This is a genomic window from Microbacterium invictum (assembly GCF_034421375.1).
GTDB classification, from domain to species: Bacteria; Actinomycetota; Actinomycetes; order Actinomycetales; family Microbacteriaceae; genus Microbacterium; species Microbacterium invictum_A.
The window spans coordinates 2,651,321-2,678,235 of the sequence record NZ_CP139779.1 but is presented as its reverse complement, the minus strand read 5'-3'; the positions used below and the strand labels follow the sequence as shown (position 1 = coordinate 2,678,235).

Below are 26,915 nucleotides of genomic sequence, written 5' to 3'. Positions count from 1 at the left end.
CCCTTCCCCTCCCCGCACACCCGGTCGGTCTTCCCGACCCCACCCAGAAGAAGGAATCCCATGAAGAAGACGCTCGTGAGCGCCGCCCTGCTCGGGGTCGGCGCCGTGGTGCTCGCCGGCTGCGCCGGCGGTACGGGCTCGGCAGGCTCGGACGAGGGCGCCGAGATCCGCGTGTGGCTGGTCGGCGCCGACACGCCGCAGGAGGCCCGCGATTACCTCGTCGAGACGTTTGAGGCGGACAACCCCGGCTCGACCCTCGTGATCGAGGAGCAGAGCTGGGAGGGCCTCGTCGACAAGCTGACCACCAGCCTCTCGAGCTCGGACAGCCCCGACATCGTCGAGTTCGGCAACACCCAGGCCCCCGCTTTCACCTCGGTCGGCGCCCTCCTCGACCTCAGCGACGAATACGAGGCCCTCGGTGGCGACGACCTGCTGCCCGGCTTCGTCGAGGCGGGCTCGTACGACGGGGCGTTCTACGCGCCGCCGCTGTACTCCGGTGCCCGTGTGGTCTTCGCCGACCCGGCGCTGGTCACCGAGGCCCCCGCGACCCTCGACGACTACGTCGCCTCGGCCACCGCCCTCGCCGAGGCGAACCCCGGCAAGTCGGGCGTCTACTTCGCCGGGCAGGACTGGTACAACGCCCTTCCCTTCATCTGGGAGAACGGCGGCGAGATCGCCGTCGAGTCGGGCGGCGAATGGGACGCGCAGCTGAGCTCCGACGAGTCCGTCGCGGGCCTGCTGCAGGTGCAGGAGCTGATGACGACCGCGTCGGTCGCACCGAAGGACGGCGACAACGCCGAGCCGTGGACCCCGTATTGCGAGGGGGCGGCGATCCAGTTCTCGGCACCCAACTGGGCCCTCGGCCTCGCCAGCGCCTGCGAGACCGAGAACCCCCCGGCGGCACCGCTGGTCTACGCCCTTCCCGGCATGGACGGCGGGCCGGCGCAGGTCTTCGCGGGCGGCTCGAACATCGGCATCTCGGCGAATTCGGCCAACCCCGACCTCGCGAAGGAGGCGCTGGCGATCATCCTCTCGGATGAGTTCCAGACCATCTACGGTGAGAACGGACTCATCCCGGCGAAGAAGTCCCTAGCCTCCACCCTCGGCGACACCCCCGAGGCCGCCGCCTTCGCCGAAGCGGCGAGCAACGCCAAGCTGACGCCCGCGTCACCGAACTGGGCCGAGGTGGAAGCATCCCGCGTGCTGGAGGACTTCTTCGTCACCATCGCGCAGGGAGGCGACGTCGCGGCCCTGGCCGCCGAGGTGGACACCCAGATCGAGGACATCCTCAACGGCTGACCCCGCCCGTCCGGGCCGGCGGTCCTCGCCCCGCCGGCCCGGAGACCACGCCTCGCTCGCCCACGACCCTCACGGAGATCAGCCATGTCGACGCTTCGCAGCGACGTCAGCCCTGCGGTCAGCGCCGTCGACGGCGAACGACTCGTCGCCCCGACTCCGCCGCCGAGCACCGGCCGGCGCCGCACACTCCGCCCCGGCACCCTGACCCCGTACGCCCTCCTGACGCCGGCGCTGATCGTGCTCGCCGCGATCACCGGGTGGCCACTCGTGCAGCTGGTCATCATGTCGTTCCAGGAGTTCGGCCGCGCCCAGGTCTTCGGCGCCCCGCCGGAGTTCATCGGCCTGGCCAACTACATCGGCATCCTCACCGATCCGCAGTTCTGGCAGGTGCTCGCCCGGTCGCTGGTGTTCGCGGCGGTGTGCGTCGTGGCGACGATGACGCTCGGCATCCTCATCGCCCTCCTCATGCGGCGCCTCGGCGCCGTCATCCGCACCCTCGTCTCGGTCGGGCTGCTGCTGGCCTGGGCAATGCCGCCGCTGTCGGCGACGATCGTCTGGGGCTGGATCTTCGACACCCAGTACGGGGTGCTGAACCAGGTGCTCTCCCAGGTGTTCGGTCTCACGCAGTTCGCCGGGCACTCGTGGCTCATCGAGCCGCTCAGCTTCTTTTTCGTCGCGACCATCATCATCGTCTGGGGCGCGATCCCCTTCGTCGCGTTCACGGTCTACGCCGGTCTCACCCAGGTGCCCGACGAGGTGCTCGAGGCCGCGCAGCTCGACGGCGCGGGGGCCGCCCAGCGCTTCTTCCTCGTGGTGGTCCCCTTCATCCGCCCGATCCTCGTCGTCGTGACGATCCTGCAGGTGATCTGGGACCTGCGGGTGTTCACGCAGATCTACGCCCTGCAGTCGATCGGGGGCCTCGCCGAGCAGACCAACACCCTCGGCGTGTACATCTACCGGGTCTCGCTCGGTGCCGGCGACTTCGGCGTGGGCGGGGCGATCTCGGTGATCGTCGTCCTGCTGCTGGTGGCCCTGTCGATCTTCTACGTCCGACGAAACCTCCGGGAGGAGTCGCTGTGACAACGCTCACCCCCTCCCGGCGCCTCGGCTCGCCGCGGCTGCGCCGCCGCGTCGGATCCGTTCTCGCCGCCCTGGCCGGCCTCTTCGTCTTCGCCTGCTCGGTGTTCCCGGTGTACTGGATGGTCAACACCTCGCTGCAGCCGAACGGCCAGGTGCGCGGGAGCACGCTGCGTCTGTGGCCCGAGAACCTCACCTTCGACAACTACCTCGGTGTGATCTTCGACCACGACCGCGCGCCGTTCCTCCCCGCGCTCGGGAACTCCCTCGCGGTGACCCTTCTCACGGTGGCCGTCTCGCTGGTCTTCGCGTTCCTCGCCGCGCTCGCCGTCACCCGGTTCCGGTTCCGCAGCCGCGCGGCGTTCATCGTGACGATCCTCATCATCCAGATGATCCCCGCCGAGGCGCTCATCATCTCGGTGTTCCGTCTCATCGACGGGTGGCAGCTGCTCAACACCGTCATCGGTCTCACCGCGGTCTACCTCGCCACCGTGCTGCCCTTCACGATCTGGACCCTCCGCGGGTTCGTCAACGGCGTGCCGATCGAACTCGAGGAAGCGGCGATGATCGACGGTCTGAGCCGGTCGCAGGCGTTCTGGCGCGTGACCTTCCCGCTCCTCGCGCCCGGCCTCGTCGCCACCGGCGTGTTCGGGTTCATCCAGGCCTGGAACGAGTTCGTCTTCGCCCTCGTGCTCAACCCGCGCCCCGAGGCGATGACTCTGCCGGTGTGGCTGCGCACGTTCCTCGACCCCAACGGCGGCATCAACTGGGCCGAGCTCATGGCGGGGTCGACGCTCGTGTCGATCCCCGTGGTGGTGTTCTTCCTGATCGTGCAGAGCCGGATGACCTCGGGCCTGGTGTCGGGGGCGGTGAAGGGCTGATGCGGGTCGGACTGGATGTCGGGGGCACCAAGACCGAGGCGGTGGCCCTGGATGACGCCGGAGGCGTCGTCGCACGGGTCCGCCGCCCCACCACCCTCGGGCCCGACGGTGTGATCGCGTCGATCCTCGCCGCGGTCGATGAGGTCGCGGCGCGATCCGGCGGTCGTGCCACCTCGGTTGGGATCGGGATGCCGGGGCAGATCGTCCCCGGATCGGGCGTCGTCTCGCACGCGGTCAACCTCGGGGTGCGCTCGCTCGATGTCGCCGCGATCCTCGGCGCCACCCTCGGCGTGCCGGTCGACGTCGAGAACGACGTCAAGGCCGCAGCCCTGGGTGCTGCCGTGCTCCGAGTCTCCGCGCCCTCTCCCGCGCCCGGCGGCGTGGAGCCGGGGCTGGCGTACCTCAACCTCGGCACCGGCGTGGCGGCGGGACTGGTCACCGGCGGTGCCGTCTGGCGTGGCGCGCGCGGTGCGGCCGGCGAGATCGGGCACCTCAGCGTCGATCCCGCAGGCCCACGGTGCCGGTGCGGTCAACGCGGGTGCATCGAAGCGCTCGCCGGAGGACGCGCCATCGCCGAACGGTGGGGACGACCCGCCGCGCTCCCGGTCGCCGAGGTCTTCGACGCCGCCGAGGCCGGGGGAGTCGACGGCGCCGACCGCGCCCTGGCCGGCGCGCTGCGCGACGACCTCGTGCGCGGTGTGGCGGCGGCCGTGCGCGTGCTGGTCCTCACCGCCGACGTCGACGTCGTCGTGCTCGGCGGTGGGCTCACCGCTCTTGGCGACCGGCTCGTCGCGCCGGTGCGTGCGGCGCTCCGGCGAAGCGGCGAGACCTCGCCGTTCCTGCGGTCGCTGCACCTCGACGAGCGGATCGAACTGCTTCCGGCCGGCTCGCCGGCCGCCGCGCTCGGTGCGGCTCTGCTGGGCGCCGAGCGGGGCGAGGAGGTGCTGAGCGTTGGCTGAGGTCGTCATCGTCGAAAGCGCCGACGCCGCCGGCGCCCTCGTCGCCGCCGAGATCCTCCGGCTCATCGGTGAGAATCCCCGGACCGTTCTGGGGCTCGCCACGGGCTCGACGCCTCTCCCGGTCTACCGGGCGCTGCGCGAGAAGACTGCAGGGGTCGACCTCTCCGGCATACGGGGCTTCGCACTCGACGAGTACGTCGGGCTCGCACCGGACCACCCCGAGAGCTACGCGTCGGTCATCGGCCGCGAGGTCGTCGAACCGCTCGGCCTCGATCCGTCACTCGTCCACGTACCCGACGGCGACCCCGCGCGGATCGCCGTCGCGGGGGAGGAGTACGAGCGGGCGATCGAGGACGCCGGCGGCGTCGATCTGCAGATCCTCGGCATCGGCACCGACGGCCATCTCGGGTTCAACGAGCCCGGCTCGTCCTTCGCGTCGCGGACCCGGGTGAAGACCCTGACCGCCCAGACCCGCCGCGACAACGCGCGATTCTTCCCGAGCCCCGACGACGTGCCGCGCCACTGCATCACCCAGGGGCTCGGGACGATCCTGCGTGCGCGGCACCTCGTCCTGCTCGCGTTCGGTGGGGGCAAGGCCGCGGCCGTCGCGGGGGCCGTCGAGGGTCCGCTGACGGCGTCGCTGCCGGCCTCGGCGATCCAGCTGCACCCGCATGCCACGGTCGTCGTGGATGAGGCGGCGGCGTCGCAGCTGCGACTGGCCGAGTACTACCGGTACGCCTGGGAGAACAAGCCCGACGCTCAGGGCCTGTAGTCCGCGCCCCAGACGAGGGGCAGGAGCACGACGCACAGCGGAGCGAGCGGTGTCGCGGCGGCATCCTCGGGCCTGATCCAGCGGGCCTCGGCGATCTCGGAGCGGGGCGCGGCGGCGGCCGGATCGATCTCGAGCCGGAACGCGTCGGCGACGACGTCGTGTCCGGGTTCGTTGGCTGCAGCGGTGCGGAAGGTTCCGAGCGGATGCAGGGACGCGGCGGTGACGGTGAGTCCGAGCTCTTCGTGAAGCTCGCGCACGAGGGTCTCCGCGGCGTTCTCACCGGGTTCGGGCTTGCCGCCGGGGTTCATGAACAGCCGCGTGCCGGTCTTGCGCACCAGGAGCGCCCGCCCCGCGGCATCCGTCACCACCCCTGCGCTGACGCGGATCTCGGGCGAGACGCCGGTCACGCGAACACTTTGCCGGGATTGAGGATCCCCTTCGGGTCGAACACGCGGGCGATCTCGTGCTGGATCCGCCACTGATCGTCGCCGAGCTCGTCGGCGAGCCAGCGTCGCTTGAGCACCCCGACGCCGTGCTCGCCGGTGAGGGTGCCGCCCAGCCGCAGCGCCGCACGGAAGAGCTCGTCGGCGGCCGCCCACACCTCGGCGGGAACCTCTCCGGGGCCCGGGTAGATGAAGTTCGGATGGAGGTTCCCGTCGCCGGCGTGGGCGACGGTCGGGATCGTCATGCCGTAGTCCCGCTCGATGCGGGCGATCTCGTCGAACATCGCCGGCAGGGCGCTGCGGGGCACCGAGACGTCCTCGATGAGGGTCGTGCCGAGGCTCTCCATCGCCGGGTGCATGGAGCGGCGGATCGCGAGCAGCCGCTCGCCCTCCTCGCGATCGTGCGAGAGCGCGACGGAGCCGCCCGCCGCGGTGAGGATCGCGGCGATCTGCTCGGCCTCGGTGCGCGCGGCGGCGCCGTCGGTCTGGATCGTCAGCTGCGCGGCGCCGGGGGTCGGATCGGGAAGGCCGAGCAGCGCGTGGACGGCGGCGAGCGAGGCGGCATCCATCAGCTCCATGATCGCCGGCTGGACGCCCGCCGCGGTCACCGCGGCCGAGCCGCCGGCGGCCGCGCGCACGGTGGGGAAGGTGGCGGCGATCGTGCACACGTCGCCCGTCGTGAGACGCCGGAGCTTCAGCGTCGCACCCACGATGACCCCGAGGGTGCCTTCCGAGCCGATGAAGAGCGAGGTGAGGTCGAGGCCCGTGACCCCCTTCACGGTGCGGTGCCCGAGGGAGAGGAGGCGCCCGTCTGCCAGGACGACGTCCAGCCCCAGGACGGCGTCGCGCACGACGCCGTACTTCGCGCACAGGAGCCCGCCGGCCCCCGTGGCGATGTTGCCGCCGACCGTGGAGATCGCCCGGCTCGCCGGGTCGGGGGCCCACCACAGCCCGTGCGGGGCGAGGGCGGCGTTCAGGTCGGCGTTGAGGATCCCCGGCTCGACGACGGCGATGAGGTCGTCGGCGCGCACCTCGAGGAGGCGGTCCATACCGCGGACCGAGAGCGCGATCTCACCCGCGCCGGCGTTCGCCCCGCCGGCCAGACCCGTGCGCGCCCCCTGGGGGACGACGGGGGTGGCCGTCTCGCTCGCGAGGCGGAGAGTCGTCTGCACATCGGCGACGTCGCGGGCGTGCACGACGGCCAGCGGCGGATCGTCGGCGGCGTGGCCGGACTTGTCGGCCCGGGCGGCGTGACGGGCGGCGTCGGACACGTCGACCCGGTCGCCCAGGGCGGCGCGGAGAGCCTCGAGCACCCCGGGCGCCGTGTGGGTCACGACGCCAGCTGCCGTCGACCGGCGAGCACCCCGGCGGCCACGGCGATCACGCCGAAGACGATGCCGACCCAGACCGCGCCGAGGTCCCACCAGGCGACCACGGCGGCGGCGTAGACGAGCAGCTCGACGAAGGCCCGGACGAAGGGGTGCACCGCGAAGACGGCGCGCGGCGAGACGAACAGCGCCCAGATGAGGATCGCGCCCACCGGGGCGCCGATGCCGGCGACGATGTTCCAGGGGAGGGGCCAGGCGACGAAACCCCAGAAGGCCAGCGAGACGAACGCGAACAGCTCGCACAGGAAGGCGAGGATGTCGATTCCCGACAGCGGCGCGCGGGTGCCCGCGGGGCGTCCCTCGGTGGGGGACTGCGGCTGCTGCGGCGTCACGTTCGGGGTCTCGGACACGCCGGCCAGTTTACCCGCCGCCCGTCGACGCCGGTCACGGCGGGTGAGGGGACGAACCGATCACGACTCGCCCCTGACGATGGAGCGGATCACCTCGACAGGCAGCTTCGGGCTCCGGTTCTCGTCCACGAGACCGTTGGCCTCTTGAAGCGTGTCGGTGAGTTGCGTGTAGCAGTAGCCCCCCAGGACCTTGCTGGCCTGCAGGGCGCCGAAGACTCCGCGCAGGCGTCGCTCGAAGTCTTCCGACGACTCGGCGACGGCGTATCCCCACGTCTCGATCTCGGCGTCCGGTGCGTAGGTGACGCCGCCGAACTCGCTGATCACGACAGGTGCCGAACGAAGGAGCGGGGCCTCATCCTGGGGGAGCAGAGTCATCCGACGCCCTGCGGGCCCGATGCCGGCGAGTGTCGCTGCGACGGCGACCTCATCACGATAGGAGGCGGAGAGGAGCTCAGGGTCGTTCTCGTAGTCGTGAACGGTCAGGAGCGAAGAGTCCGTGTGCTCCCAGCCGTCGTTCGCGATCACGGGGCGAGTGCTGTCGAGTGCTCTGGTCAGATGGAACAGAGCGCGGACGAAATCCCGCTGTCGCGGGTCGTGCGCAACCTGCTGCACACCCCAGCTCTCGTTCACGGGGACCCAAGCGACCACGCAGGGGTGCGATCGATCGCGGGCGATCGCCTCCGTCCATTCCCTGGTCAACCGGGATACGGAGGTCGTCGAGAAGCGGTACGCGCTCGGCAGTTCCTCCCACACCATGAGACCGAGTCGATCCGCCCAGTACAGGAACCGCGGATCCTCGATCTTCTGGTGGACCCGAGCGGTGGAGAAGCCGAGGTCCTTAATGAGCTGAACTTCCTCCCGGAGAGCCTCGGCGCTCGGAGCAGCGAGATGGGATTGGGGCCAGTACCCCTGTTCGAGCACTGCGACGATAGGCGCCGGGCGATCGTTCACGAGGAAGCGAGCGCCGTCGACGGCTACGGTGCGCATTCCGAAGTATGAGGCCACCGCATCTTCGATGCCTGCTGCCGAGCGCGCCGTGAGCCGCGCGTCGACCAGGCGGGGATTCTCGACGGTCCACAGCAGAGTCTCGTACCCCTGCCCGTTCGTCAATGGCGATAGGGGGACGACGACGCGGCTGCGAGGTTCTGTCGCCGTCGCGCTGATCCGGGCGAGTGCCGTGCCCTCGTAGGAGAGATCGATGTCGATCTCGGTGCCGGCCGGGGGTCGGGCGCTCAACTCGATGTCGGCGCTCACCGTGCCGGCGACCAGGTTGGTCTCCCAGGCGAGGTGTGTCACGTGAAGGGGAGGAACGGCCTCGAGCCAGACGGTCTGCCAGATACCGGTCGTGCGGTGGTACCAGATGACGTGCGGATCGGGGAGCCAATCCTGCTTGCCGCGCGGCTGCTCCAGGTCGTCGGGATCGTCCTCGGCGCGCACCACGATCTCGAACGGACCGAGCTGTGCCGCTGCGGTGACATCGAAGCTGAACGGTGTGTGACCGCCCTCGTGAATTCCGATCAGTCGACCGTCGGCCCAGACCGAGGCCCGGTAGTCGACGGCGCCAAAGTGGAGGAGAAGGCGGCGACCGGGCTTCCACGCCGCGGCCGCGAGGTCCTCCTCAGCGATATCGCGGCGGTACCAGACGACCGGGTGGTGGCCGGTGTCGCCGACGCCGGAGAGCGCGGACTCCGGGGGATACGGCACGGTGATCGTGCGGACCGTGGGTCGGCCCGGCTCGTTCCACGACCCGGTCAGGCCTTCGTCGCCGTCGTCGTACTCGAATCCCCACGTGCCATCGAGGCTGTGCCACGCAGGTCGGACGAGCTGCGGTCGCGGATAGGTGCCGTCCTGGCGGCTCGGTCGGGAGAAGACGTCTTCGGCCATGACGACATCATGGCCTAGGTTTCTAGCGCTGTAAAGCCGCGCTCGTCACCCGGGGGTCGTCTCGCGGACGGAGATCGAATGAGGGACGATGCGATGACGACCGACGCCCTTGTGCCCTTCGATCCTCTCGACCAGCAGCCCCAGCGCCGTTTGCGCGAGCGCGTGCTTGTCCGGTGCGATCGAGGTCAGAGCCGGGGAGCTGTAACTGGCCAGATGCGTGTCGTCCCACCCGAGGACGGCCACCTCTGCCGGGACGGAGCGCCCGGCGGTCGCGAGAGCTTTGAGGGCGCCGATGGCGAACTTGTCGTCTCGGCAGAGCACGGCATCGAAATCGACGCCGCGGTCGATGGCGCGCAGGAGTGCGACGCGGCTGTCTTCGATCGAGAAGCCGTCGACGGGCAGGATGAGCCAGGGGTCGGGACGGATCCCCGCGGCGATGAGGCGATCCTGGTAGCCGAGCAGTCTCTGGCCGGTCGAGCCCGTGATGTCGTCGCGGACCGTGCCGAGGAAGGCGATCCGTCGGCGACCCGCGGTGAGGAGCAGGTCCACCCCGTCTGCGGCGGCGGCGACGTTGTCGATCATGACGTGGTCCGTCGTGACCGGCATCGCGGCCTCCCCGAGCAGCACCAGGGGCACGTCCGGCGCCAGCCTCGCAATTTCCATGGTGCCCATCTGAACCGGATGGAAGATGACGCCATCGACCAGGCCGGCTTCGCGATCGTGGAGCACGGCGCGCTCGGCCGAGGCGTCGCTGAGGGTCTGCTCGAAGATCACTCGATAGCCGAGGCCCGTGGCTTCTTCGGCGATGCGCCGTGAGAGCTCCGAGAAATACGGATGATCGATCTCGGGTATCGCAAGGGCGATCATTCCGGTGCGTCCCGTCGCGAGGCGCCGAGCAGTCAAATTCGGTCGATAGCCGAGTTCGTCGATGGCGGCCTGCACACGGGCTCGCAGCGCCGGCGCGACGTGCGGGTAGTCATGGATGACGTTGGAGACGGTCTTCATGGACACGCCGGCGCGCTCTGCCACGTCGATCAGACGAACTCGCTTCACGCGGCCCCCTTTCGTCGCCATCCTAGGGTCCACCCTTCGCGCACTGGTCTAGCGGAAAAATTTACAGCGCTGTACAGTGGCGTTCATCGTGGCACCCACAGCTGAGCCGCGCGACGTGTTTTCAACGAGGAGGACTCCATGACAAGGCCACACCGACGAGCACAGGGCCGGGCGGTGCTCACCGCCTCAGCGATGCTGGCGACCGCGCTGGTGTTGAGCGCCTGCGGTGGCGGTGCGCCGTCATCGGGCGGGGACTTCACCGGCGAGTACGACGGACCGGAGGTGACGCTGTCGTTCTGGAACGGGTTCACCGGCGGCGATGGACCGTTCATGCAGCAGATGGTTGACCAGTTCAACGAGGAGCACGACAACATCACGGTCGAGTCCAACACGATGCAGTGGGCCGACTTCTATCAGCGCCTGCCCGCCGCCGTGACCGCCGGCGAGGGCCCCGACGTCGGCGTGATGCACTTCGACCAACTCGGATCCAACGCCGCACGGCAGGTCATCCTTCCCCTCGATGACATGGTCGATGAGCTCGGCTTGACTGGTGACGACTTCACCGAGACGGTGTGGGAAGCCGGCGAGTACGACGGTCAGCGGTACGGAATCCCGCTCGATGTGCACTCCCTGGCGATGTACTACAACACCGAGCACTTCGCCGCGGCAGGCATCACGGAGGCCCCCACCGACGAGGCATCGTTCATGGCGGCCCTCGACGCGCTTCAGGCAGCCGGATATGACACGCCGTTCTGGATGCCTGCGCGGTGGCCCGGGCACCTGATGTTCATGACCCTCGACTGGCAGTTCGGGGGCGAGCCCTACGCGCAGGACGGGTCGGAGGCGACATTCGCCGATGAGTCGGGAGTTCAGGCGCTGGACTGGATGCGCGGCATCATCGATGAGGGATACAGCCCGGAGGATGTGGCGATCGACGCGCAGTACGTCGCCTTCAAGAACGGCGAGACGTCCATCACGTGGGACGGGATCTGGCAGTTCAACGACCTTGAGGAGTCTGGCCTGCCCTATGCCGGCGCTCCCGTCCCGAACATCGGCGGCCAGGAGTCCACCTGGGCATCATCGCACCAGTTCTTCCTGCCGCGTCAGGACGACGAGAATCGCATGAACGCCGCGAAGGTCTTCATCGCCTGGATGAGTGAGCACTCCGAGGACTGGGCCGGGGCGGCCATGATCCCTGCCCGCCAATCGGTCCTCGACAGTGGGGCGCTGGAGGGCATGCCTCAGGCGCCCATCGCCGAGGCGCTGGACAGCATGCGATTCACGCCGACGGCGCCCGGCATCGGAACGGTGACCACCGAGACGCTTGAGGTCGCTGTCGCAGACGGCGTCCTCGGCGCCGGTGAGCCGGCCGAGGTGCTCGAGGAAGCGCAGGGCCGCGCGACACAGCTGATGGAAGAGAACCTGGCCACCTTCGGGCAATGAGTCAGACGACGCTTCCCACCCGCGCGGGCGCACTCGCCGAGACGAGTGCCCCCGCGCGGCGGCTGCGCGACCATGGTCGCGCGACGCCGTGGCTTTTCCTCGCGCCCTATCTGCTGCTCTTCACGGGGTTCGTCATCATCCCGGTCGTACTCGGCCTCTGGATGAGTCTGCATCAGTGGGATTACACCCTGCCGTTGAAGCCGTTCGTGGGGCTGGACAACTACATCGACCTGTTCACACCCGGGTCGACGACGTCGGGCATCTTCTGGCAGGCGATGCAGGCCACGGCGATCTTCACCGTGTCGAGCGTTCCGTTCCTGCTCGTCATCCCGCTCCTCGTCGCGCTGCTCATGAACGCGAAGTTCCCCGGCCGGAACTTCTTCCGCGCGGTGTACTTCGCGCCCTACGTGCTGGGCGTCGCGGTCGTGGCGGTCCTGTGGCGGTACCTGCTCGACAACAACATCGGGCTGGTCAATTACTACCTGGGTCTGCTCGGTCTTCCCGACGACACGGCGTGGTTGACCTCCACCCCGGCGGCCTGGGTAGCGCTCGTCGGCGTCACGGTGTGGTGGACACTCGGGTTCAACGCGATCATCTACCTCGCCGCGTTGCAGGACATCCCGGTAGAGCTCTACGAGGCGGCCCGCATGGACGGTGCCGGCCGCTGGCAGCAGTTTCTCAACGTGACTCTGCCGGGGCTTCGCCCCATCCTGACCTTCGTCACCATCAACACTCTGATCGCCTCGGCGAACATGTTCGGACAGTCCTATCTGATGACCCAGGGCGGGCCCGGGCGCGAGACGCGGACGGCGATCTACCAGATCGCCGAAACCGGACTGCGGAACTTCCAGATGGGCGATGCCGCGGCGATGAGCTACATCCTGACGCTCTTTCTCATCGGCTTGAGCGTCGTGGTGTTCTGGCTGTTCCGTGAGCGCAGGGGGGCGCGCAAATGACCACTGTACGACCCGCGCCCGCTGGCGCGACAGCCACATCCCCGACGCCCGTGGACGCCGTCCCGAAGCGTCGCTCGCTGAGCCCGGGGCAGCGGGTCCGCGGCATCCTCCGCATGATCGCACTGATCGCGATCGCGCTCGTGTTCATCAGCCCGTTGGTGTTCATGCTCGTCACCTCGTTCAAGACGCGAGCGGATGCCACGAGCGTCCCGCCGAGCTGGATCCCCGAAGAGTGGACTCTCCAGGCGTACCAGACGATCCTCGGATCGGCGTCGACGCCGGTGTTCACGTGGTTTCTCAACAGTGTCACTGCTGCCGTGGCGAACTCGGTCCTGGTCGTGATCACGGCATCGCTCGCCGCATACCCGCTGGCTCGCATGCAGTTCCGCGGCAAGAACCTCGTCTTCGGCGCCATCATCGCCACGCTCCTGGTGCCTCCGGTGATCCTCGTCATCCCGAACTATCTGATCGTGAGCGAGCTGGGTTGGCTGAACTCCCTCATCGCCGTCATCGTGCCCACGGCCGCCGGCGCGTTCGGAGTATTCCTCATGAGGCAGTTCTTCCTCTCGATACCGGTGGAGCTGGAGGAGGCGTCGCGACTGGACGGGGCCAATCGCTTCCGCACGTTCGTGAGCGTGGTGCTGCCCCTGGCCAAGCCGGCGCTGGCCACTCTGGGGCTGCTCGCGCTGCTAACCAACTGGAACGACTTCCTCTGGCCCGTCTACGTGCTCTTCAGCCCAGACGTGCAGACACTTCCCGCCGGCCTGTCGACTCTGCAGTCGGCGAACGCGGTGCGCTACGACCTCCTCATGGCCGGAGCCGTGATTGCCAGCGCGCCCGTCATCCTGCTGTTCATCGCTCTCCAGCGCTTCATCGTCGAGGGAGTCTCGCAGTCGGGGATTAAGGGATGACGCGACGACGCGGCGTCGCCGGTTCGGCTCTCTGTTTCGCCCTGGTCGTCATGGCGAGTGGCTGCGCGGCTGCGCCGACCCTCGAGCCAGTCCTCCGTGAGGACTTCGCCGATCCCGATGTTCTGGAGGTGGACGGTGGCTACGTGGCGTACTCCTCCGACGGAAACCGCAGGAATGTGCCGGTCGCGACCTCCGATGACCTGCGCTCGTGGGAGTTGCGGGAAGACGCGCTTCCCGACCTGCCTTCGTGGATCATCCCCGGGAAGACGTGGGCTCCCGAGGTGACGGAGATCTCGCCGGGTCGATTCGTCATGTACTTCACTGCGACGAACTTCCGGCCGACCTACCAGTGCATCGGGGTCGCGGTCGCAGACGACCCTCTTGGGCCTTTCACCGTGCAGGGTGAGGAGATGCTGATCTGCCCGCCCGATGAAGGCGGCGCGATCGATGCGTCGACCATTCAGGTCGACGGTGACTGGCACCTGATCTGGAAGAACGACGGGAATGCCATCGGCGTCGACACCTGGCTTCAGACGGCGCCTCTCACGCCCGACGGTCTTGGGCTCGCCGGTGAGCCCGCCCGGATGATCAAGCAGGACCAGGAATGGGAGGGTGACCTCATCGAGGCGCCGACCGTCGTCGCGCACGACGAGGGCGGCTTCACGATGCTGTACTCGGCGAACTCCTACGGCGGGGACGAGTACGCCATCGGCTACGCCGTGGCCGATACCCTCGAAGGCCCGTGGCAGAAGGCTGAGGGTCCGTGGATCTCGACGGAATCGCTCGACGAGAAGGTCAGAGGTCCCGGCGGACAGGACGTCGTCACCGGGCCGGACGGTGATTCATGGCTGCTGTTCCACGGGTGGGATTCCTCGTACACCTACCGGATGCTGCACGTCGCACCGCTCACCTGGGAGGCGCGCTCGCCGCAGCTCGGGTGAGGACGATCACGCCCCCGCCCACGGGATCTCGCCGTCGGCGTGGAACGCGATCCCCTGTCGGCGCCAGAGCGGGGCGAGGCCGCCGACGCGCTGCCGGAACGACTCCCAGGTGCGGTCGGGGGAGAACCCGAGAGGGGCCGACCAGGCCGCCTCGGCCACGGCGGCCAGACGGGGGAACATCATGGTGTCGAGGCCGGCGAGGTCCTCGATGGTCTCGGTCCACACGGCCGCCTCGACGCCGACGATGTCGTCGTCGGCGATCCCCTCGATGATCGACGCCGGATCCCATTCGTAGGCGCGACGGACGCTCGTCGGGCCATTCGCCCAGGTGAGGCCGCGAGGGGTGTCGTGGTCGTACTTCATGTCGAGGTAGACCGCGTCGGCGGGGGAGAGGATGACGCCGCTCGCGCGGCGCACGAACGCTCGGGCGGCATCCGCGCTCTCGGCGTCGGGGGTGGTGAGTCCCCAGTACTGTCCGACGGTCTCGGGGGCGAGGTCGGCGCGTCCGGCGTCGTGCCAGGTCACCGGCACCTTGCCGAGGTCGGCGACGAGCTGCGTGACGCGGGAGAGGAAGGCGTCGTACTGGTCTGGGTCGGTGCCGAACGCCTCATCGCCGCCCACGTGGAGGTAGGGCCCGGGCGTCAGGTGGGCGAGCTCGCCGAGGACGTCGGCGACGAACTCGAACGTCGCCTCGTCGTCAAGTCTGAGTGAGGAGAACCCCACGCCCAGCCCGGTGTAGGGCTCGCCCGCCACGGGGAGGGCTTCGCCGCGGCCCGCGGCTTCGGCGGCGAGGTCGGGGGTGACCACCGGATCGGCGGCGAGCCGGGGGTAGGCGAGACCGACGGCGTGCGTGTGCCCGGGCAGGTCGATCTCGGGGACGACGGTGAGGTGCCGGGCGGCGGCGTACGCGACGATCTCCTGGTAGTCCTCGCGGGTGTAGAAGCCCCCGGGGCCGCCGCCGATCGCGGAGCCGCCGCCGGCGGCGGTGAGCGACGGGTGGGAGCGCAGGTGCAGACGCCAGCCCTGGTCGTCGGTCAGGTGCAGGTGCAGATGGGTGAGCTTCAGGCTCGCCGCTCGGTCGATGACGGCGCACACGTCCGCCACCGGGAAGAAGTGACGGGCGACGTCGAGCATGAGTCCGCGGTGCGCGAAGCGGGGCGCATCCTCGATCCGGACCGCGGGGACGGCCCACCCGTCGGCGGCGGGCCTCAGCAGCTGGCTGAGGGTGTGCAGACCCGCGGCGAGGCCGACCGCGTCGGCGGCGGAGATCTCGACGCCGGTGTCGGCGGCGACCAGACGATAGGCGCCGCCCGCCCCGATGTCCGAGGCGTGCGCGAGAGTGAGCGCGGGGGAGGCGGGACGTGCGTCGACGGGCAGGTCGAGGGTCTGTGCCGTGGCGGCGGAGAGGATGCGGCGGGCCGCCGCCGCGGCATCCGGATCCGCGGTCAGCGGGGTGCGCGCTGTCAGCAGGAAGGGCCCGTCGTCCACGGTGAGGAGCGATGTCGGAAGCGGAACGAGGGGAGGAAACGCCGGCATGTAAGGATCCTTTACAAATGCGTGCTCGACCAGCCTATCGGCTGCGATCGACTATGCTCGGGGTGTCGCGACTGGCGTTGAGGTGGGCAACCACCGGGGAGCGACCGGGAGTCATCCGTCCGCAGAAGCATCCGACCGCACGCCTGGGCCGATGTCCGATCCGCCGCTGTGGAAGGAGACCGCTGTGTCCGATCCGATCTTCACCGCCCCTCTCGCCGAGGTCGATCCCGAGATCGCCGATGTGCTCGAGCGCGAGCTCGACCGCCAGCGGGGCTTCCTCGAGATGATCGCGTCCGAGAACTTCGTGCCCGTCTCGGTGCTTCAGTCGCAGGGCTCGGTGCTGACCAACAAGTACGCCGAGGGATACCCCGGCCGTCGCTATTACGGCGGCTGCGAGGTCGTCGACGTCGCCGAGGAGCTCGCGATCGAGCGCGCCAAGGCGCTGTTCGGAGCCGGGTTCGCGAACGTTCAGCCGCACTCGGGCGCCACGGCGAATGCGGCGGTGCTGCACGCCATCGCCCGCCCGGGCGACACCCTCCTCGGCCTCGCACTGGATCAGGGCGGTCACCTCACGCACGGGATGAAGATCAACTTCTCGGGGCGGCTGTTCGACATCGTCGCCTACGGCGTCGACCCCGAGACCTCGCTGATCGACATGGACGAGGTGCGGCGCCTGGCCGTGGAGCACAAGCCCAAGGTCATCATCGCGGGATGGTCGGCCTACCCCCGTCAGCTGGACTTCGCGCGGTTCCGCGAGATCGCCGATGAGGTAGGCGCCTACCTGTGGGTCGACATGGCCCACTTCGCCGGCCTCGTGGCCGCAGGGGTCCACCCCTCGCCCTTCCCGCACGCGCACGTGGTGTCCTCCACCGTCCACAAGACGATCGGCGGTCCCCGCTCGGGCATCATCCTCACCGACGACCCGGACCTCGCGAAGAAGATCAACACCGCCGTCTTCCCCGGCCAGCAGGGCGGACCGCTCATGCACGTCATCGCCGCGAAGGCGACCGCGTTCAAGCTGGCCGCGACGCCGGAGTTCCGCGAGCGGCAGGCGCGCACGCTCCGCGGAGCGAAGATCCTCGCCGACCGGCTCATGCAGCCCGATGTCGCCGCGGCGGGTGTCGCCGTACGCTCCGGAGGCACCGACGTGCACCTCGTGCTCGTCGACCTCCGCGACGCGGCGATCGACGGCAAGCAGGCGGAGGATCTGCTCCACGACATCCGGATCACCGTCAACCGCAACGCCGTCCCCAACGACCCGCGCCCGCCCATGGTGACCTCGGGTCTGCGGATCGGCACCCCGGCGCTCGCCACACGTGGGTTCGGCGACGCCGAGTTCGCCGAGGTGGCCGACGTCATCGCGCTCGCGCTCCAGCCCGGAGCCGACGTCGAGGCCCTGCGGGCGCGCGTCGCGGCCCTCGCCGACGCGTTCCCGCTCTACCCCGGCCTCACGCAGTAACCCGCGACCCGCTCCGCGGAATCCCACTCACCGGGCACCCGCCCCCCGGCGCCCCGCGCCTTCCCGCGAGAATGCATGTGGACGCCGAGGACGCGGGTACACCCCGCACTCTCGGCGCGCAGACGCACTCTCGCCGCAGGGACGCAGAAGGAGAGACGACATGACGGCACAGAAGCTCGACGGCAAGGCCGCCGCCGCGGCCATCCGCGCGGAGCTGACCGAACGGGTCGCGTCGCTGAAGGCGCGGGGCGTAACGCCCGGCATCGCCACGGTGCTCGTCGGTGCCGACCCCGCCTCGCAGCTGTACGTGGGGATGAAGCACAAGCAGTCGGTGGGGATCGGGATGAACTCGATCCAGCGGGAATTGCCCGCGGATGCCACGCAGGAGGACGTCGAGGCCCTCATCGACGCGTTGAACGCCGATCCGGAGTGCCACGGCTACATCGTGCAGCTGCCGCTGCCGAAGCACCTCGACACCGACGCGATCCTCGAGCGGATCGATCCGGCGAAGGATGCCGACGGCCTCCACCCGACGAACCTCGGCCGTCTGGTGCTGAACGTCAACGCGCCGATCACGACGCCCCTGCCGTGCACCCCGCGCGGGGTGATCGAGCTGCTGCTTCGCAACGACTACGACCTCAAGGGCAAGCACGTCGTCGTGGTCGGCCGGGGTGTCACTATCGGGCGCTCGATCGGTCTGCTGCTGACCCGCCGCGAGATCAACGCCACGGTGACCCTCACCCACACCGGCACCCCCGACATCCCGTCCTTCCTCCGCGAGGCCGACGTCATCGTCGCCGCTGCGGGAGTCAAGCACCTCGTGCGGGCGGAGGACGTCAAGCCCGGCGCCGCCGTGCTCGATGTCGGCGTGACCCGCGAGGACGATCCCGAGACCGGCGCGCAGCGGGTCTACGGCGACGTGCACCCGGATGTCGCCGAGGTCGCCGGCTGGCTCTCGCCGAACCCGGGCGGGGTCGGGCCGATGACCGTGGCCCTCCTCATGACGAACGTCGTCGAGGCCGCCGAGCGCTCGCTCGAGGCCTGACTAGCGTCCCCGGGCTCCCGCAGGCCCCGCAGCGCCGTCCTCCCGCCACAGAATCACGCCGGGATCACGGCGCATCCCCGAACCCCTGTGGCGTTCGCGCGATTCTGTGGGCGACGGGGCCGCCGGCGAAGGTGCGAGCGACGGGCTGCGGCGACGAGGGCCACCGCCCGCCGCCGCGGATTACCGTAGAGGCATGGACGACACCGCGCGTCGCGCGATCGACCGGGCGCTCATGCCCCTCGTCGTGTCGACGGGGGCGTGGGGCGTCGTCGACGCGCACTGGCTCCCCGGGCCGGACGGCACCCCGGTGGTGTGGCTGCGCACCCGCACCGAGATCGAACGGGTCGCCCTCGAGGCCCAGCCGTGGGTGGAGGCGCAGGTGCGGGTGATCCTCACGAGGTTGAGCGTGGACTATCCGATCGTCGCCCGCACCCGCTTCGAGATCACGTCGCTCGAGCGGCAGCGGAACCTCTTCGGCGACGGGCTCCCGGCGTGACGCCGGACCCGCGCCGCTGCCCGACCTGCGGCGATCCGCTGCGGTTCGAGATCCTCGACGACGAGCGGTTCCTCGTGGCGTGGTCGTGCCTGAGCTGCGGAATCATCCGCACCACCGAGCCCGTGTGACCCTCAGGTCGTGAATCGCGAGAGGAACCGGCGCGTCCGCTCCTCGCGCGGTGCGACGAGCACCTCGCTCGGCGGACCCTCTTCGACCACGCGGCCCTCGTCGAGGAAGAGCACCCGATGGGCGACGTCGCGCGCGAAGGCCATCTCGTGGGTGGCCATGAGGATGGTCGCCCCCTCCTCGGCGAGGGACTGCACCAGCTCGAGCACCTCGCCGACGAGCTCGGGATCGAGCGCCGACGTGATCTCGTCGAGGAAAAGCACCTCGGGGTCGGTCACCACGGCGCGCACGATCGCGGCCCGCTGCTGCTGACCGCCCGACAGGCGGTCGGGGTGCTCGCGCGCCTTGTCGGCCAGCCCGATCCGTTCGAGCAGGGCCATCGCCTTCGCGTCGGCGTCGCGCCGCGGCATCCGGTGCACCTTCCGGGCGGCGAGCGTGACGTTGTCGATCACCGACAGGTGGGGGAAGAGGTTGTAGTGCTGGAACACGGCGCCGAATCGGGCGCGCACCCGGTTGCCGTCCACACGCGGGTCGGAGATGTCCTCCCCCCCGAGCAGGATGACGCCGTCGTCGATCGTCTCGAGGAGGTTCAGGCACCGCAGCAGCGTCGACTTGCCCGACCCGCTCGCGCCGATGACCGCGACGACCTCGTGCACGGACAGATCGAGCGACACGCCGCGGAGCACCGAGCGGTCGCCGAACGACTTCCAGATCCCGTCTGCCTGCAGGAGTGCGGTCACAGGATCGATCCCATCTGCTCGCGGCGCTGCAGCCGCGCGGTCCACCAGTCGGCCAGGCGGATGGTGGGGATCGCCAGCAGCACGAACAGCACCGCCGCGACGATGTACGGCGTGAAGTTGTACGACAGCGACGTCTCGATCTGCGCGGCCCGCACGGCGTCGACGGCGCCGATGACCGAGACGAGCCCGACGTCCTTCTGCATCGCGACGAAGTCGTTCATGAGGGGAGGCGTCATCTTGCGCAGGGCCTGCGGCATCACCACGAGCCTCAGCGTCTGGGCGTACCCGAGACCCATCGCCCGTGCCGCGAGTCGCTGCGAGGGATGCACCGCTTCGATCCCCGCGCGGATCACCTCGCTCACGTACGCCGAGTAGGTGATCGTGATCGCCGCGGTACCGAGGATGACCGGGGGGATGCGCTCGTTGAGGAGCCCCGGGATGCCGAAGCCCACGAGGTAGAGCACGATGATCAGCGGGATGCCGCGGAAGACGTCGGTGTAGCCGGCGGCGAGGGCTCGGAGCGGGAAAAAAACCGCGCCCCGCAGGGTGCGCAGGAGCGCGATGACGGTCGCCCCGATCGCGACGGTGATCACCGACAGCCCCAGCACCTGGAGGTTCAGCAGGAACCCCTCCCAGACGCGCGGGAGCGACTGCCATGCCGTCTCGGGGTCGAAGAAGGATCGCCGCACCGACTCCCACCCGGGGGTGTTGACGACGGTGAGCCACACCACGACCGCGAAGACGAGGGTCGAGATGACGGCGATCAGCACCGACCGGATCGACTGGCGCGCGCGGTAGGCGCGACGCTCCTGCTCGAGCGCGCTCGGCTGATGGATGTCGGCGCTCACGCTTCGACGCTAGCCGACCGGTCCCGGCCCGGACTCACTCGAGCAGTGTGACGCCGGCGCCCTCGCCCAGCCACTCCTGGGTGATGGCCTCGAGCGTGCCGTTCTCGCGCAGGGCGTCGACCGCGGCGGTGACCTGCTCGGTCAGCGGCGAGTCCTTGGCCAGCACCAGCCCCCACTCATCGGGGATGCCGGCGGTGGGGAGCTCGCCCACGATGAACGAGTTGTCGATGTAGACGCCGGTGGCGTAGTACGCCGTCGGCGTGTCGAGGACGAGCCCGTCGATCTGCCCGGCCTCGAGGGCGGCCTTGGCGTCTTCGTTGGTGTTGTAGAGCTGCGCAGGGGTGTCGGGCTGGACGACCTCTTCGATCGTCTGCGCACTGGTCGACCCGACCATGGCGCCCAGCAGCAGACCCTTGGTGTCGGCGAGCGAGGTGACGCCCTCGGCGGCCTCGTTGCCTTCGATCGCGACGATCGCCTGGCTCGCGGCGTAGTAGGGCGAGGAGAAGTCGACGTTCTCGGCGCGTTCGGGGGTGATGGAGTACTGCTGGATGTTGATGTCGAAGTCCTTCGGCCCCGGCGCGATCGCGGCTTCGAACGTGGTGCGCACCCACTCGACGTCCTCGGGGGCGAAGCCCAGCTCCTCGGCGACGGCGTAGGCGACCGCGGCCTCGAAACCCTCGCCCGAGGCCGGATCGTCATCGATGACGTACGGGTAGTACGCCGGCTCGCCCGTGGCGATCGTGAGTTTGCCGGGGGTGATGTACCCCTCGTCGGCCGGTGCCGACGACGCGTCGGAGCCGGTGTCGGTGTCGCCCGAGCCGGTGGCGCAGCCGGTGAGGGCGAGGGCGGCCACGGCGATGCCGGCCAGGGCCAGGTGCAGGCGGGAACGGGTTCGGGACATGGCTGCCTCCAGGTACGGGAAGGCGCAGCCCGCGTGCTGTCGCGGAAGTGCGCCCCTCCATCATCCTGCGAGAGAGCGGATGCTGCGCCGCCGCGCGTCGCTTTGTTACACGCTCTTCATGCGCGGCAGCGTCCCGAATTCCGCGCTCGCGCGGAGATCCTCCCTCACGCGGATGCCGCGGGGCGATCCGGTCCGCGGGAGCGCGGATCCCCGCGTGGGCGACGCGAAAGTGCATCCGCGTGGGCGGCGCGAAAGGGCAGCGACCCGAAGCGCAGAAGCGCAGGACGGCGCGGTCAGAGCTCGTCGAGCATGCGGCGCTGTTCCTCGGTCAGGCCGTCGCGCAGCTCCTTCCGACCCTGCGCGGTGGCGCGGGAGTCGGCGACCGCCGGCCGCGGGCCTGCGGCATCCACTCGCGCCGTCTCCGCCGCGGCACCCGCGGGCGTCGAACGGGTCGCGCGATCGTAGAGGGCGCCCGCGTGCGCCTCGACCCGGTCGTCGATGACGTCGTAGATCGCCCAGCCGATCATGAGCAGCACGGGCGGGAGGATCCATCCCCAGAACCACCCTCCGATCGACACTCCGGTCAGGAGCACCGTGGCGATCCAGACGATGAAGGCGACCGCGAAGGCGACCAAGAACTCCGCCACCTTCTCGCCCACACGGGTGCGTCTGTCGGCGGAGCGGGCCGCCATCCCGCCGAACCACCGGGAGAGCAGCGGCTTGATCCAGATCACGATCGCCGTGAGAACGACGCCGGCCCACAGGGCGGCCCACCCGACGCGCGCCGGAGTGAGGAAGCCGATCACCAGCAGCACCGCGATGTTGAACACCAGCAGCGAGACGAATCGCACGACCCAGGTCTTCATGGTTCCAGCGTGCCACGCCCGCTCCGCGCGGGCCACGGTGTCAGCGCAGCTGCACGGGCTGGGTGAGGTCGTCGTCGGGGAGCACGTCGGCGACGGCGGTGACGGTCATCGTCCCGAGCGCGACCGCCCCCGAGATCGTCGTGAGGAAGGCGGTGTCGGCGGCGTCTCTGCCCGTCGCGATCCGCACGAGCGTGCTGCGAGGAGCCAGGGTGGTCGCATCGACGACGTACCACGCGCCGTCGATGTGCGCTTCGGCGACCGCATGGAAGTCCATCGGGTGAAGCCCCGGCGCGTAGACCGAAACGAGGCGTGCCGGCACGTTCCGGGCGCGCAGCAGCGCGACAGTGAGGTGGGCGAAGTCGCGGCAGACACCCTGGCGCGCCAAAAAAGTGCGCATCGCCCCGTCGGTGGGAAGGCTCGACCCGCTGACGTAGGCCAGGCGGGTTCCGACCCACGACGACACCGAGGTCAGCAGCTCGGCCGGGTCGGATATTCCGACGAACTCGGCCGCGGCGGTCGGGAAGAGGGCGTCCGACTCGGCGTAGCGGCTCGGACGCCGATAGCGGACGAGCTCGGCGGCGCTCGCCGTGGCGGGCGCCGCCTGCCCGACGACCGTCGCGGAGTAGTCGAGCGCAAGGGCGCCGCGCCCGACGACGACCCGGTGCAGCCGCGTGCCGTGCTCGTCCTCCAGCTCGTCGGCGTCGACCCGTTCGCCGTCGAGGGTCACCGTCAGCTGCTCGCGCTCGCGGGGCACGCCCGCGGCCACGGCGACGGAGAACACCAGTTCGGACGGCTCGATGATCTCGAGCTCGAGGTTCGCGCCCACATCCCGTTTCATACGCCCACTCTCGCGGGCGCAGGCGCCGCTGACAACTCGCCCGGCGCGGCGCCTGCCCGGTGGGGGATGACGAGAGGGTGTGATACGGATGACTCGTGATCACCCTCACCCTCGACGACGGCGTCGCGGAGATCGTCCTCGACGCTCCCGATCGACGAAACGCGCTCGCCCTCGACGATCTGACCGACCTGGATGCCGCGTACCGACGCGCCGCCGACGCGGGCTCTCGCGCCCTGGTACTGCGCGGCGAGGGCCGCGTGTTCTGCGCCGGCCGCGACATCTCGGGCGTCGATCCCGACACCGACGACGTCACGGGGTACCTTCGCGCGGTGGAGCAGCTGATGCGCCGGATGGCGGCGCATCCCGCGCCCACGTTCGCCGCCGTGCAGGGCGCCGCCCTCGGCGTCGGACTCGGCCTCGCGATCGCCACCGACGTCGTCTACGTCGCCGAGACGGCCATGATCGGCTCGCCTTTCGCGCAGCTCGGTGCGCTGCTGGACTCCGGCGGCCACGCACTGCTGTTCGATCGACTCGGCCCGCACCGCGCGCTCGACCTCATCTACACCGGCGATCTGCTGACCGGAACGGAGGCCGTCGCGGCCGGGCTCTTCAGCCGCGCCGTGCCCGACGCCGACCTGCTGACGTTCACCCGCGAGCGGGCGCGGGCTGCGGCATCCGGTCCGACGCAGGCATTCCTCGCCTCCAAGCGGCTCATCGCCTCCCTTCGCGACGAGCGGCTGTGGCAGGTCACCGCCGCCGAGACGGCCGGGCAGGAGGCGCTGCGCGCCACCGACGACTACCGCGAGGGGTTCGCGGCGTTCCAGCAGAAGCGTCGCCCCGTCTTCCGGGGCGCCTGACCGGCCCGCGAGACAGCCGCGACAGCGTCGACCAGCCGCGACTCAGCCGCCGAGCGCCTCGCGGATCACCGTCGCCGACCGCTGCAGTCGCTCGGCTATGCGATCGGGTTCGTGCCCGCTGGCGACGTACACGACCGCGATCGCCGCAGGCGGGCGAGCCGGCAGGGTCAGCGGCACCGCGACGGCGTGCACGCTCGGCAGCACCTCGTCGTGGCTCGTGGCGTATCCCCGTCGCGCCGCTTCGCGCACCTCCTCGACCAGCGCCTCCGCCATCCCCGCCGGCCGGGCGCGCTCGGGAAGCTGCGCGAGGATCGCCTTCCCGGGGGCGCCGACGATCACCGGATGCCGCGTCCCCGGCCGCTGCGCGACGGCGGCGACGGCGTGACGGGGTTCGACGCTCACGAGCGTCACACATTCGTCGTGGTCGAGCACGGCGAGGAAGCACGTCATCCCGAGGTCTCCCGCGACGGACGTGAGCTCGGGCAGCGCCTCGGCCTGCAGGTCCTGGGCGACCCCGGCCGCGAGCGCGGCCATCCGCGGCCCGAGCGTCAGGCGTCCGGTGCCGTCCCGCACGACGAGGCCGTGCTGCTCGAGCGTCCGCACCAGCCGATAGGCGACCGAGCGATGCACCTCGAGTCGCTCGGCCAACTCGTCGATCGTGAGGGGGGCGCGGGCATCGGCGAGCGTCTCGAGGATGCGGATGCCGCGACTCAGCGTCTGCGACGCGGGCGCGCTCTGCGCGGCATCCGTCATGGCTACCCCTCCCGACAGACCTTGCCGCTCCGGCCGGCCGTCGTCTACCATCTGTTCCATAGTAGAACGGTGCGTTCGAATATAGAACAACAAACCATCACCACGGCATCGCACCGCCGCGCCGACTCCGACATCGATGTCGAGGAGAATCCATGCAGTTCCACCATCACGGCTACGTCTCCGGCGATCCCCGCCTCCAGCCCGCTGCCGGCACCGGAATCGATCGGCCCGATGACCTCCCCGACGTCGTCGACGTGCTGATCGTGGGCTCGGGGCCTGCCGGAATGCTGCTGGCCGCGCAGATGTCGCAGTTCCCGAGCGTCACCACCCGGCTCATCGAACGGCGCGAGGGGCGGCTTCCGCTCGGACAGGCCGACGGCATCCAGCCCCGGAGCGTCGAGACCTTCCAGGCCTTCGGCTTCGCCGAGCGGATCATCGCCGAGGCGTACAACATCGGCTGGATGAACTTCTGGGGCCCCGACCCCGCCGACCCCTCGCGGATCACCCGGACCGCGCGCACCGAGGACTACGGCTACAAGATCAGCGAGTTCCCGCACCTCATCGTCAACCAGGCGCGGGTGCTCGACTACTTCGCCGAAGCCGCGGCGCTCGGCCCCGCCCGCATCGCACCCGACTACGGCGTGGAGTTCCTGGGCCTTGAGGTCGACGCGGCCGCCGACGAGGGAGCGCACCCCATCGAGGTGCGCGTCCGCCACGTCGCCGGGTCCCGCGTGGGGGAGGATCGCACGATCCGGGCGCGGTACGTCGTCGGATGCGACGGGGCGCGCAGTCGCGTGCGCGAAGCGATCGGGCGGACCCACGTCGGCAGCACCGCCCAGCACGCCTGGGGGGTCATGGATGTGCTCGTCGACACCGACTTCCCCGACTGGCGCATCAAATGCGCGATCTCGGCCGAGGCGGGGAACATCCTCCACATCCCGAGGGAGGGCGGGTACCTCAGCCGCATGTACATCGACCTCGGCGAGGTCGCCTCAGACGACAACCACCGCGTCCGCGCGACCCCGATCGAGGAGATCATCCGCCGCGCCAACGCGATCCTCCACCCCTACACGATCGAGGTGAAGCAGGTCGCCTGGCACAGCGTCTACGAGGTCGGGCACCGGGTCACCGACGGCTTCGACGACGTCGCTCCGGGCGAGGCCCGCGACCCGCGGGTCTTCCTCACCGGCGACGCCTGCCACACCCACAGCGCCAAGGCGGGGCAGGGCATGAACGTCTCGATGCAGGACGGGTTCAACCTCGGGTGGAAGCTCGGTCACGTGCTCACCCGCCTCGCCCCGGCATCCCTCCTCCGCACCTACGACGCCGAACGCAAGCCCGTCGCCCAGCAGCTGATCGATTTCGACCGGGAGTGGTCCTCGCTCATGGCCCGCAAGCCCGCCGAGATCTCCGACCCGCAGGATCTCGCGACCTACTACCTGGGCACCGCCGAATTCCCGTCGGGCTTCATGACGCGCTACACGCCCTCGCGGATCGTGGGGGATGCCGCCCACCAGCGGCGCGCGGAGGGCTTCCCCGTGGGGATGCGATTCAAGAGCTCCGAGGTGGTGAAGGTCGCCGACGGCAACCCTGTGCACCTGGGTCACCACGCCAAGGCCGACGGTCGCTGGCGCGTCTACGCCTTCGCCGACCGGCCGGCGGCCGGCGAGCTGTCGGCGCTGACCGGGTGGGCCGAGTGGCTGAACGCTCCCGACGGGCCGGTCCGCCGCCACACCCCGGCCGGTGCCGACCTGGACGCCGTCTTCGACGTGAAGGTGATCTACCAGCAGCGGTTCGACGAGGTCGAGCTCGCGGCGGTGCCCGCGATCTTCCGGCCGCGCTCGGGTCCGCTCGGACTGGTCGATCCGGAGAAGGTCTTCGCCGCCGCCCCGAGCGCCTGGACCCGCACCGACATCTTCGACGAACGCGGACTCTCCCGTGATGGCGTCGTCGTGGTGGTGCGTCCCGACCAGTACGTCGCCGCAGTGCTGCCGCTCCAGGCCGCCGCCGAGCTCGACGCCTTCCTCTCGGGCGCCTTCCTCGCGCAGCGCGAGGTGGCCGCCGTCGGCGGGGCGTCGCGCTGAGGCATCCGA

27 protein-coding genes are annotated in these 26,915 nt (G+C 70.1%); 15 read left to right on the top strand and 12 right to left on the bottom strand.

All coding sequences use genetic code 11. The annotated features are described in order from the left end of the window. The first annotated feature begins 60 nt into the window (after positions 1 to 60). The 5 genes from T9R20_RS12875 to T9R20_RS12855 all read left to right on the top strand — a co-directional run bounded on the left by T9R20_RS12875 (position 61) and on the right by T9R20_RS12855 (position 4,988). Positions 61 to 1,299, top strand: a complete 1,239-nt coding sequence (locus T9R20_RS12875) for an extracellular solute-binding protein (RefSeq protein ID WP_322409705.1) — start codon at positions 61 to 63, stop codon at positions 1,297 to 1,299. Positions 1,300 to 1,383: 84 nt separating this feature from the next. After that, positions 1,384 to 2,379: a sugar ABC transporter permease gene (locus tag T9R20_RS12870; RefSeq protein ID WP_322409704.1), complete on the top strand. Its 996-nt coding sequence runs from the start codon at positions 1,384 to 1,386 to the stop codon at positions 2,377 to 2,379. Beyond that, entirely contained in the window at positions 2,376 to 3,257 is an 882-nt protein-coding gene (locus T9R20_RS12865; protein ID WP_322409703.1) for a carbohydrate ABC transporter permease, read from the top strand. The genes T9R20_RS12870 and T9R20_RS12865 overlap by 4 nt, the downstream gene beginning before the upstream one ends. Continuing rightward, a complete protein-coding gene (locus T9R20_RS12860) occupies positions 3,257 to 4,216 on the top strand; it encodes an ROK family protein (RefSeq protein WP_322409702.1) in 960 nt (319 codons plus the stop codon). The genes T9R20_RS12865 and T9R20_RS12860 overlap by 1 nt, the downstream gene beginning before the upstream one ends. Next, the gene (locus T9R20_RS12855) at positions 4,209 to 4,988 is read left to right on the top strand and encodes a glucosamine-6-phosphate deaminase (RefSeq protein ID WP_322409701.1); all 780 of its coding nucleotides are present in this window, start codon (positions 4,209 to 4,211) and stop codon (positions 4,986 to 4,988) included. Before T9R20_RS12860 ends, T9R20_RS12855 begins: the two co-directional genes overlap by 8 nt. Here T9R20_RS12855 and T9R20_RS12850 read toward each other — a convergent pair. Genes T9R20_RS12850 through T9R20_RS12830 form a run of 5 tightly spaced genes read right to left on the bottom strand, consistent with a single transcriptional unit; the run spans position 4,976 to position 10,106 of the window. Beyond that, a complete protein-coding gene (locus T9R20_RS12850) occupies positions 4,976 to 5,395 on the bottom strand; it encodes an NUDIX domain-containing protein (RefSeq protein WP_322409700.1) in 420 nt (139 codons plus the stop codon). The genes T9R20_RS12855 and T9R20_RS12850 overlap by 13 nt on opposite strands. Beyond that, positions 5,392 to 6,765 carry an FAD-binding oxidoreductase gene (locus T9R20_RS12845; protein ID WP_322409699.1) on the bottom strand — a complete coding sequence of 458 codons (1,374 nt, stop codon included), beginning with the start codon at positions 6,763 to 6,765 and terminating at the stop codon, positions 5,392 to 5,394. Before T9R20_RS12845 ends, T9R20_RS12850 begins: the two co-directional genes overlap by 4 nt. After that, the gene (locus tag T9R20_RS12840) at positions 6,762 to 7,169 is read right to left on the bottom strand and encodes a YrdB family protein (RefSeq protein ID WP_322409698.1); all 408 of its coding nucleotides are present in this window, start codon (positions 7,167 to 7,169) and stop codon (positions 6,762 to 6,764) included. Before T9R20_RS12840 ends, T9R20_RS12845 begins: the two co-directional genes overlap by 4 nt. A 60-nt stretch (positions 7,170 to 7,229) precedes the next feature. Continuing rightward, positions 7,230 to 9,053 carry a glycoside hydrolase family 2 protein gene (locus T9R20_RS12835; protein WP_322409697.1) on the bottom strand — a complete coding sequence of 608 codons (1,824 nt, stop codon included), beginning with the start codon at positions 9,051 to 9,053 and terminating at the stop codon, positions 7,230 to 7,232. Between the two features lie 45 nt (positions 9,054 to 9,098). Next, a complete protein-coding gene (locus T9R20_RS12830; RefSeq protein WP_322409696.1) occupies positions 9,099 to 10,106 on the bottom strand; it encodes a LacI family DNA-binding transcriptional regulator in 1,008 nt (335 codons plus the stop codon). A gap of 138 nt (positions 10,107 to 10,244) precedes the next feature. On the opposite strand from T9R20_RS12830, the gene T9R20_RS12825 reads away from it, so the two are divergent. The 4 genes from T9R20_RS12825 to T9R20_RS12810 are packed head-to-tail and all read left to right on the top strand — an operon-like array spanning position 10,245 to position 14,357. Then, on the top strand, positions 10,245 to 11,549 hold the full coding sequence (locus T9R20_RS12825; RefSeq protein WP_322409695.1) for an ABC transporter substrate-binding protein: 1,305 nt from the start codon (positions 10,245 to 10,247) through the stop codon (positions 11,547 to 11,549). Continuing rightward, positions 11,546 to 12,505: a sugar ABC transporter permease gene (locus T9R20_RS12820; RefSeq protein ID WP_322409693.1), complete on the top strand. Its 960-nt coding sequence runs from the start codon at positions 11,546 to 11,548 to the stop codon at positions 12,503 to 12,505. The genes T9R20_RS12825 and T9R20_RS12820 overlap by 4 nt, the downstream gene beginning before the upstream one ends. After that, a complete protein-coding gene (locus T9R20_RS12815) occupies positions 12,502 to 13,416 on the top strand; it encodes a carbohydrate ABC transporter permease (protein WP_322409692.1) in 915 nt (304 codons plus the stop codon). Before T9R20_RS12820 ends, T9R20_RS12815 begins: the two co-directional genes overlap by 4 nt. Next, positions 13,413 to 14,357, top strand: coding sequence for a glycoside hydrolase family 43 protein (locus tag T9R20_RS12810; protein WP_322409691.1), 945 nt, complete (start codon positions 13,413 to 13,415; stop codon positions 14,355 to 14,357). The genes T9R20_RS12815 and T9R20_RS12810 overlap by 4 nt, the downstream gene beginning before the upstream one ends. Before the next feature lie 6 nt (positions 14,358 to 14,363). Here the strand turns inward: T9R20_RS12810 and T9R20_RS12805 are convergent, their stop codons facing one another. After that, positions 14,364 to 15,893, bottom strand: a complete 1,530-nt coding sequence (locus T9R20_RS12805; protein ID WP_322409690.1) for a family 20 glycosylhydrolase — start codon at positions 15,891 to 15,893, stop codon at positions 14,364 to 14,366. Between the two features lie 184 nt (positions 15,894 to 16,077). Here T9R20_RS12805 and glyA point away from each other — a divergent pair, with 184 nt between their 5' ends. The 4 genes from glyA to T9R20_RS12785 all read left to right on the top strand — a co-directional run bounded on the left by glyA (position 16,078) and on the right by T9R20_RS12785 (position 19,021). Then, a complete protein-coding gene (gene glyA, locus T9R20_RS12800; protein ID WP_322409689.1) occupies positions 16,078 to 17,352 on the top strand; it encodes a serine hydroxymethyltransferase in 1,275 nt (424 codons plus the stop codon). A gap of 160 nt (positions 17,353 to 17,512) precedes the next feature. Next, on the top strand, positions 17,513 to 18,397 hold the full coding sequence (locus tag T9R20_RS12795) for a bifunctional methylenetetrahydrofolate dehydrogenase/methenyltetrahydrofolate cyclohydrolase (RefSeq protein ID WP_322409688.1): 885 nt from the start codon (positions 17,513 to 17,515) through the stop codon (positions 18,395 to 18,397). A 193-nt stretch (positions 18,398 to 18,590) separates the two neighbouring features. Continuing rightward, the gene (locus T9R20_RS12790) at positions 18,591 to 18,893 is read left to right on the top strand and encodes a hypothetical protein (protein ID WP_322409687.1); all 303 of its coding nucleotides are present in this window, start codon (positions 18,591 to 18,593) and stop codon (positions 18,891 to 18,893) included. Then, positions 18,890 to 19,021, top strand: coding sequence for a hypothetical protein (locus T9R20_RS12785; RefSeq protein ID WP_322409686.1), 132 nt, complete (start codon positions 18,890 to 18,892; stop codon positions 19,019 to 19,021). The genes T9R20_RS12790 and T9R20_RS12785 overlap by 4 nt, the downstream gene beginning before the upstream one ends. Positions 19,022 to 19,024: 3 nt before the next feature. Here the strand turns inward: T9R20_RS12785 and T9R20_RS12780 are convergent, their stop codons facing one another. From T9R20_RS12780 to T9R20_RS12760, 5 genes are all read right to left on the bottom strand, one after another. Next, a complete protein-coding gene (locus T9R20_RS12780) occupies positions 19,025 to 19,759 on the bottom strand; it encodes an amino acid ABC transporter ATP-binding protein (protein WP_322409685.1) in 735 nt (244 codons plus the stop codon). Further along, positions 19,756 to 20,607 carry an amino acid ABC transporter permease gene (locus T9R20_RS12775; RefSeq protein WP_322409684.1) on the bottom strand — a complete coding sequence of 284 codons (852 nt, stop codon included), beginning with the start codon at positions 20,605 to 20,607 and terminating at the stop codon, positions 19,756 to 19,758. Before T9R20_RS12775 ends, T9R20_RS12780 begins: the two co-directional genes overlap by 4 nt. Before the next feature lie 34 nt (positions 20,608 to 20,641). Further along, a complete protein-coding gene (locus tag T9R20_RS12770) occupies positions 20,642 to 21,508 on the bottom strand; it encodes a transporter substrate-binding domain-containing protein (RefSeq protein WP_322409683.1) in 867 nt (288 codons plus the stop codon). 293 nt (positions 21,509 to 21,801) lie between these two features. Beyond that, positions 21,802 to 22,374, bottom strand: coding sequence for a hypothetical protein (locus tag T9R20_RS12765; RefSeq protein ID WP_322409682.1), 573 nt, complete (start codon positions 22,372 to 22,374; stop codon positions 21,802 to 21,804). Between the two features lie 40 nt (positions 22,375 to 22,414). Next, positions 22,415 to 23,212 carry a transglutaminase family protein gene (locus tag T9R20_RS12760; RefSeq protein WP_322409681.1) on the bottom strand — a complete coding sequence of 266 codons (798 nt, stop codon included), beginning with the start codon at positions 23,210 to 23,212 and terminating at the stop codon, positions 22,415 to 22,417. Between the two features lie 95 nt (positions 23,213 to 23,307). Between T9R20_RS12760 and T9R20_RS12755 the strand changes: the two genes are divergently transcribed. Beyond that, on the top strand, positions 23,308 to 24,069 hold the full coding sequence (locus T9R20_RS12755) for an enoyl-CoA hydratase/isomerase family protein (RefSeq protein WP_322409680.1): 762 nt from the start codon (positions 23,308 to 23,310) through the stop codon (positions 24,067 to 24,069). Between the two features lie 42 nt (positions 24,070 to 24,111). Here the strand turns inward: T9R20_RS12755 and T9R20_RS12750 are convergent, their stop codons facing one another. Further along, on the bottom strand, positions 24,112 to 24,822 hold the full coding sequence (locus tag T9R20_RS12750) for an IclR family transcriptional regulator (protein WP_322412179.1): 711 nt from the start codon (positions 24,820 to 24,822) through the stop codon (positions 24,112 to 24,114). A gap of 152 nt (positions 24,823 to 24,974) precedes the next feature. Between T9R20_RS12750 and T9R20_RS12745 the strand changes: the two genes are divergently transcribed. After that, positions 24,975 to 26,906, top strand: a complete 1,932-nt coding sequence (locus T9R20_RS12745; protein ID WP_322409679.1) for an FAD-dependent monooxygenase — start codon at positions 24,975 to 24,977, stop codon at positions 26,904 to 26,906. Positions 26,907 to 26,915: the final 9 nt, after the last annotated feature.

What these genes read in the sequence shown, in the direction of transcription:
- T9R20_RS12875 (WP_322409705.1), top strand. Translation starts at nt 61, where the DNA reads ATGAAGAAGACGCTCGTGAGCGCCGCCCTGCTCGGGGTCGGCGCCGTG.
- T9R20_RS12870 (WP_322409704.1), top strand. Translation starts at nt 1,384, where the DNA reads ATGTCGACGCTTCGCAGCGACGTCAGCCCTGCGGTCAGCGCCGTCGAC.
- T9R20_RS12860 (WP_322409702.1), top strand. Translation starts at nt 3,257, where the DNA reads ATGCGGGTCGGACTGGATGTCGGGGGCACCAAGACCGAGGCGGTGGCC.
- T9R20_RS12835 (WP_322409697.1), bottom strand. Translation starts at nt 9,053, where the DNA reads ATGGCCGAAGACGTCTTCTCCCGACCGAGCCGCCAGGACGGCACCTAT.
- T9R20_RS12825 (WP_322409695.1), top strand. Translation starts at nt 10,245, where the DNA reads ATGACAAGGCCACACCGACGAGCACAGGGCCGGGCGGTGCTCACCGCC.
- T9R20_RS12820 (WP_322409693.1), top strand. Translation starts at nt 11,546, where the DNA reads ATGAGTCAGACGACGCTTCCCACCCGCGCGGGCGCACTCGCCGAGACG.
- T9R20_RS12815 (WP_322409692.1), top strand. Translation starts at nt 12,502, where the DNA reads ATGACCACTGTACGACCCGCGCCCGCTGGCGCGACAGCCACATCCCCG.
- T9R20_RS12810 (WP_322409691.1), top strand. Translation starts at nt 13,413, where the DNA reads ATGACGCGACGACGCGGCGTCGCCGGTTCGGCTCTCTGTTTCGCCCTG.
- T9R20_RS12805 (WP_322409690.1), bottom strand. Translation starts at nt 15,893, where the DNA reads ATGCCGGCGTTTCCTCCCCTCGTTCCGCTTCCGACATCGCTCCTCACC.
- T9R20_RS12795 (WP_322409688.1), top strand. Translation starts at nt 17,513, where the DNA reads ATGACGGCACAGAAGCTCGACGGCAAGGCCGCCGCCGCGGCCATCCGC.
- T9R20_RS12790 (WP_322409687.1), top strand. Translation starts at nt 18,591, where the DNA reads ATGGACGACACCGCGCGTCGCGCGATCGACCGGGCGCTCATGCCCCTC.
- T9R20_RS12770 (WP_322409683.1), bottom strand. Translation starts at nt 21,508, where the DNA reads ATGTCCCGAACCCGTTCCCGCCTGCACCTGGCCCTGGCCGGCATCGCC.
- T9R20_RS12765 (WP_322409682.1), bottom strand. Translation starts at nt 22,374, where the DNA reads ATGAAGACCTGGGTCGTGCGATTCGTCTCGCTGCTGGTGTTCAACATC.
- T9R20_RS12760 (WP_322409681.1), bottom strand. Translation starts at nt 23,212, where the DNA reads ATGAAACGGGATGTGGGCGCGAACCTCGAGCTCGAGATCATCGAGCCG.
- T9R20_RS12750 (WP_322412179.1), bottom strand. Translation starts at nt 24,822, where the DNA reads ATGACGGATGCCGCGCAGAGCGCGCCCGCGTCGCAGACGCTGAGTCGC.
- T9R20_RS12745 (WP_322409679.1), top strand. Translation starts at nt 24,975, where the DNA reads ATGCAGTTCCACCATCACGGCTACGTCTCCGGCGATCCCCGCCTCCAG.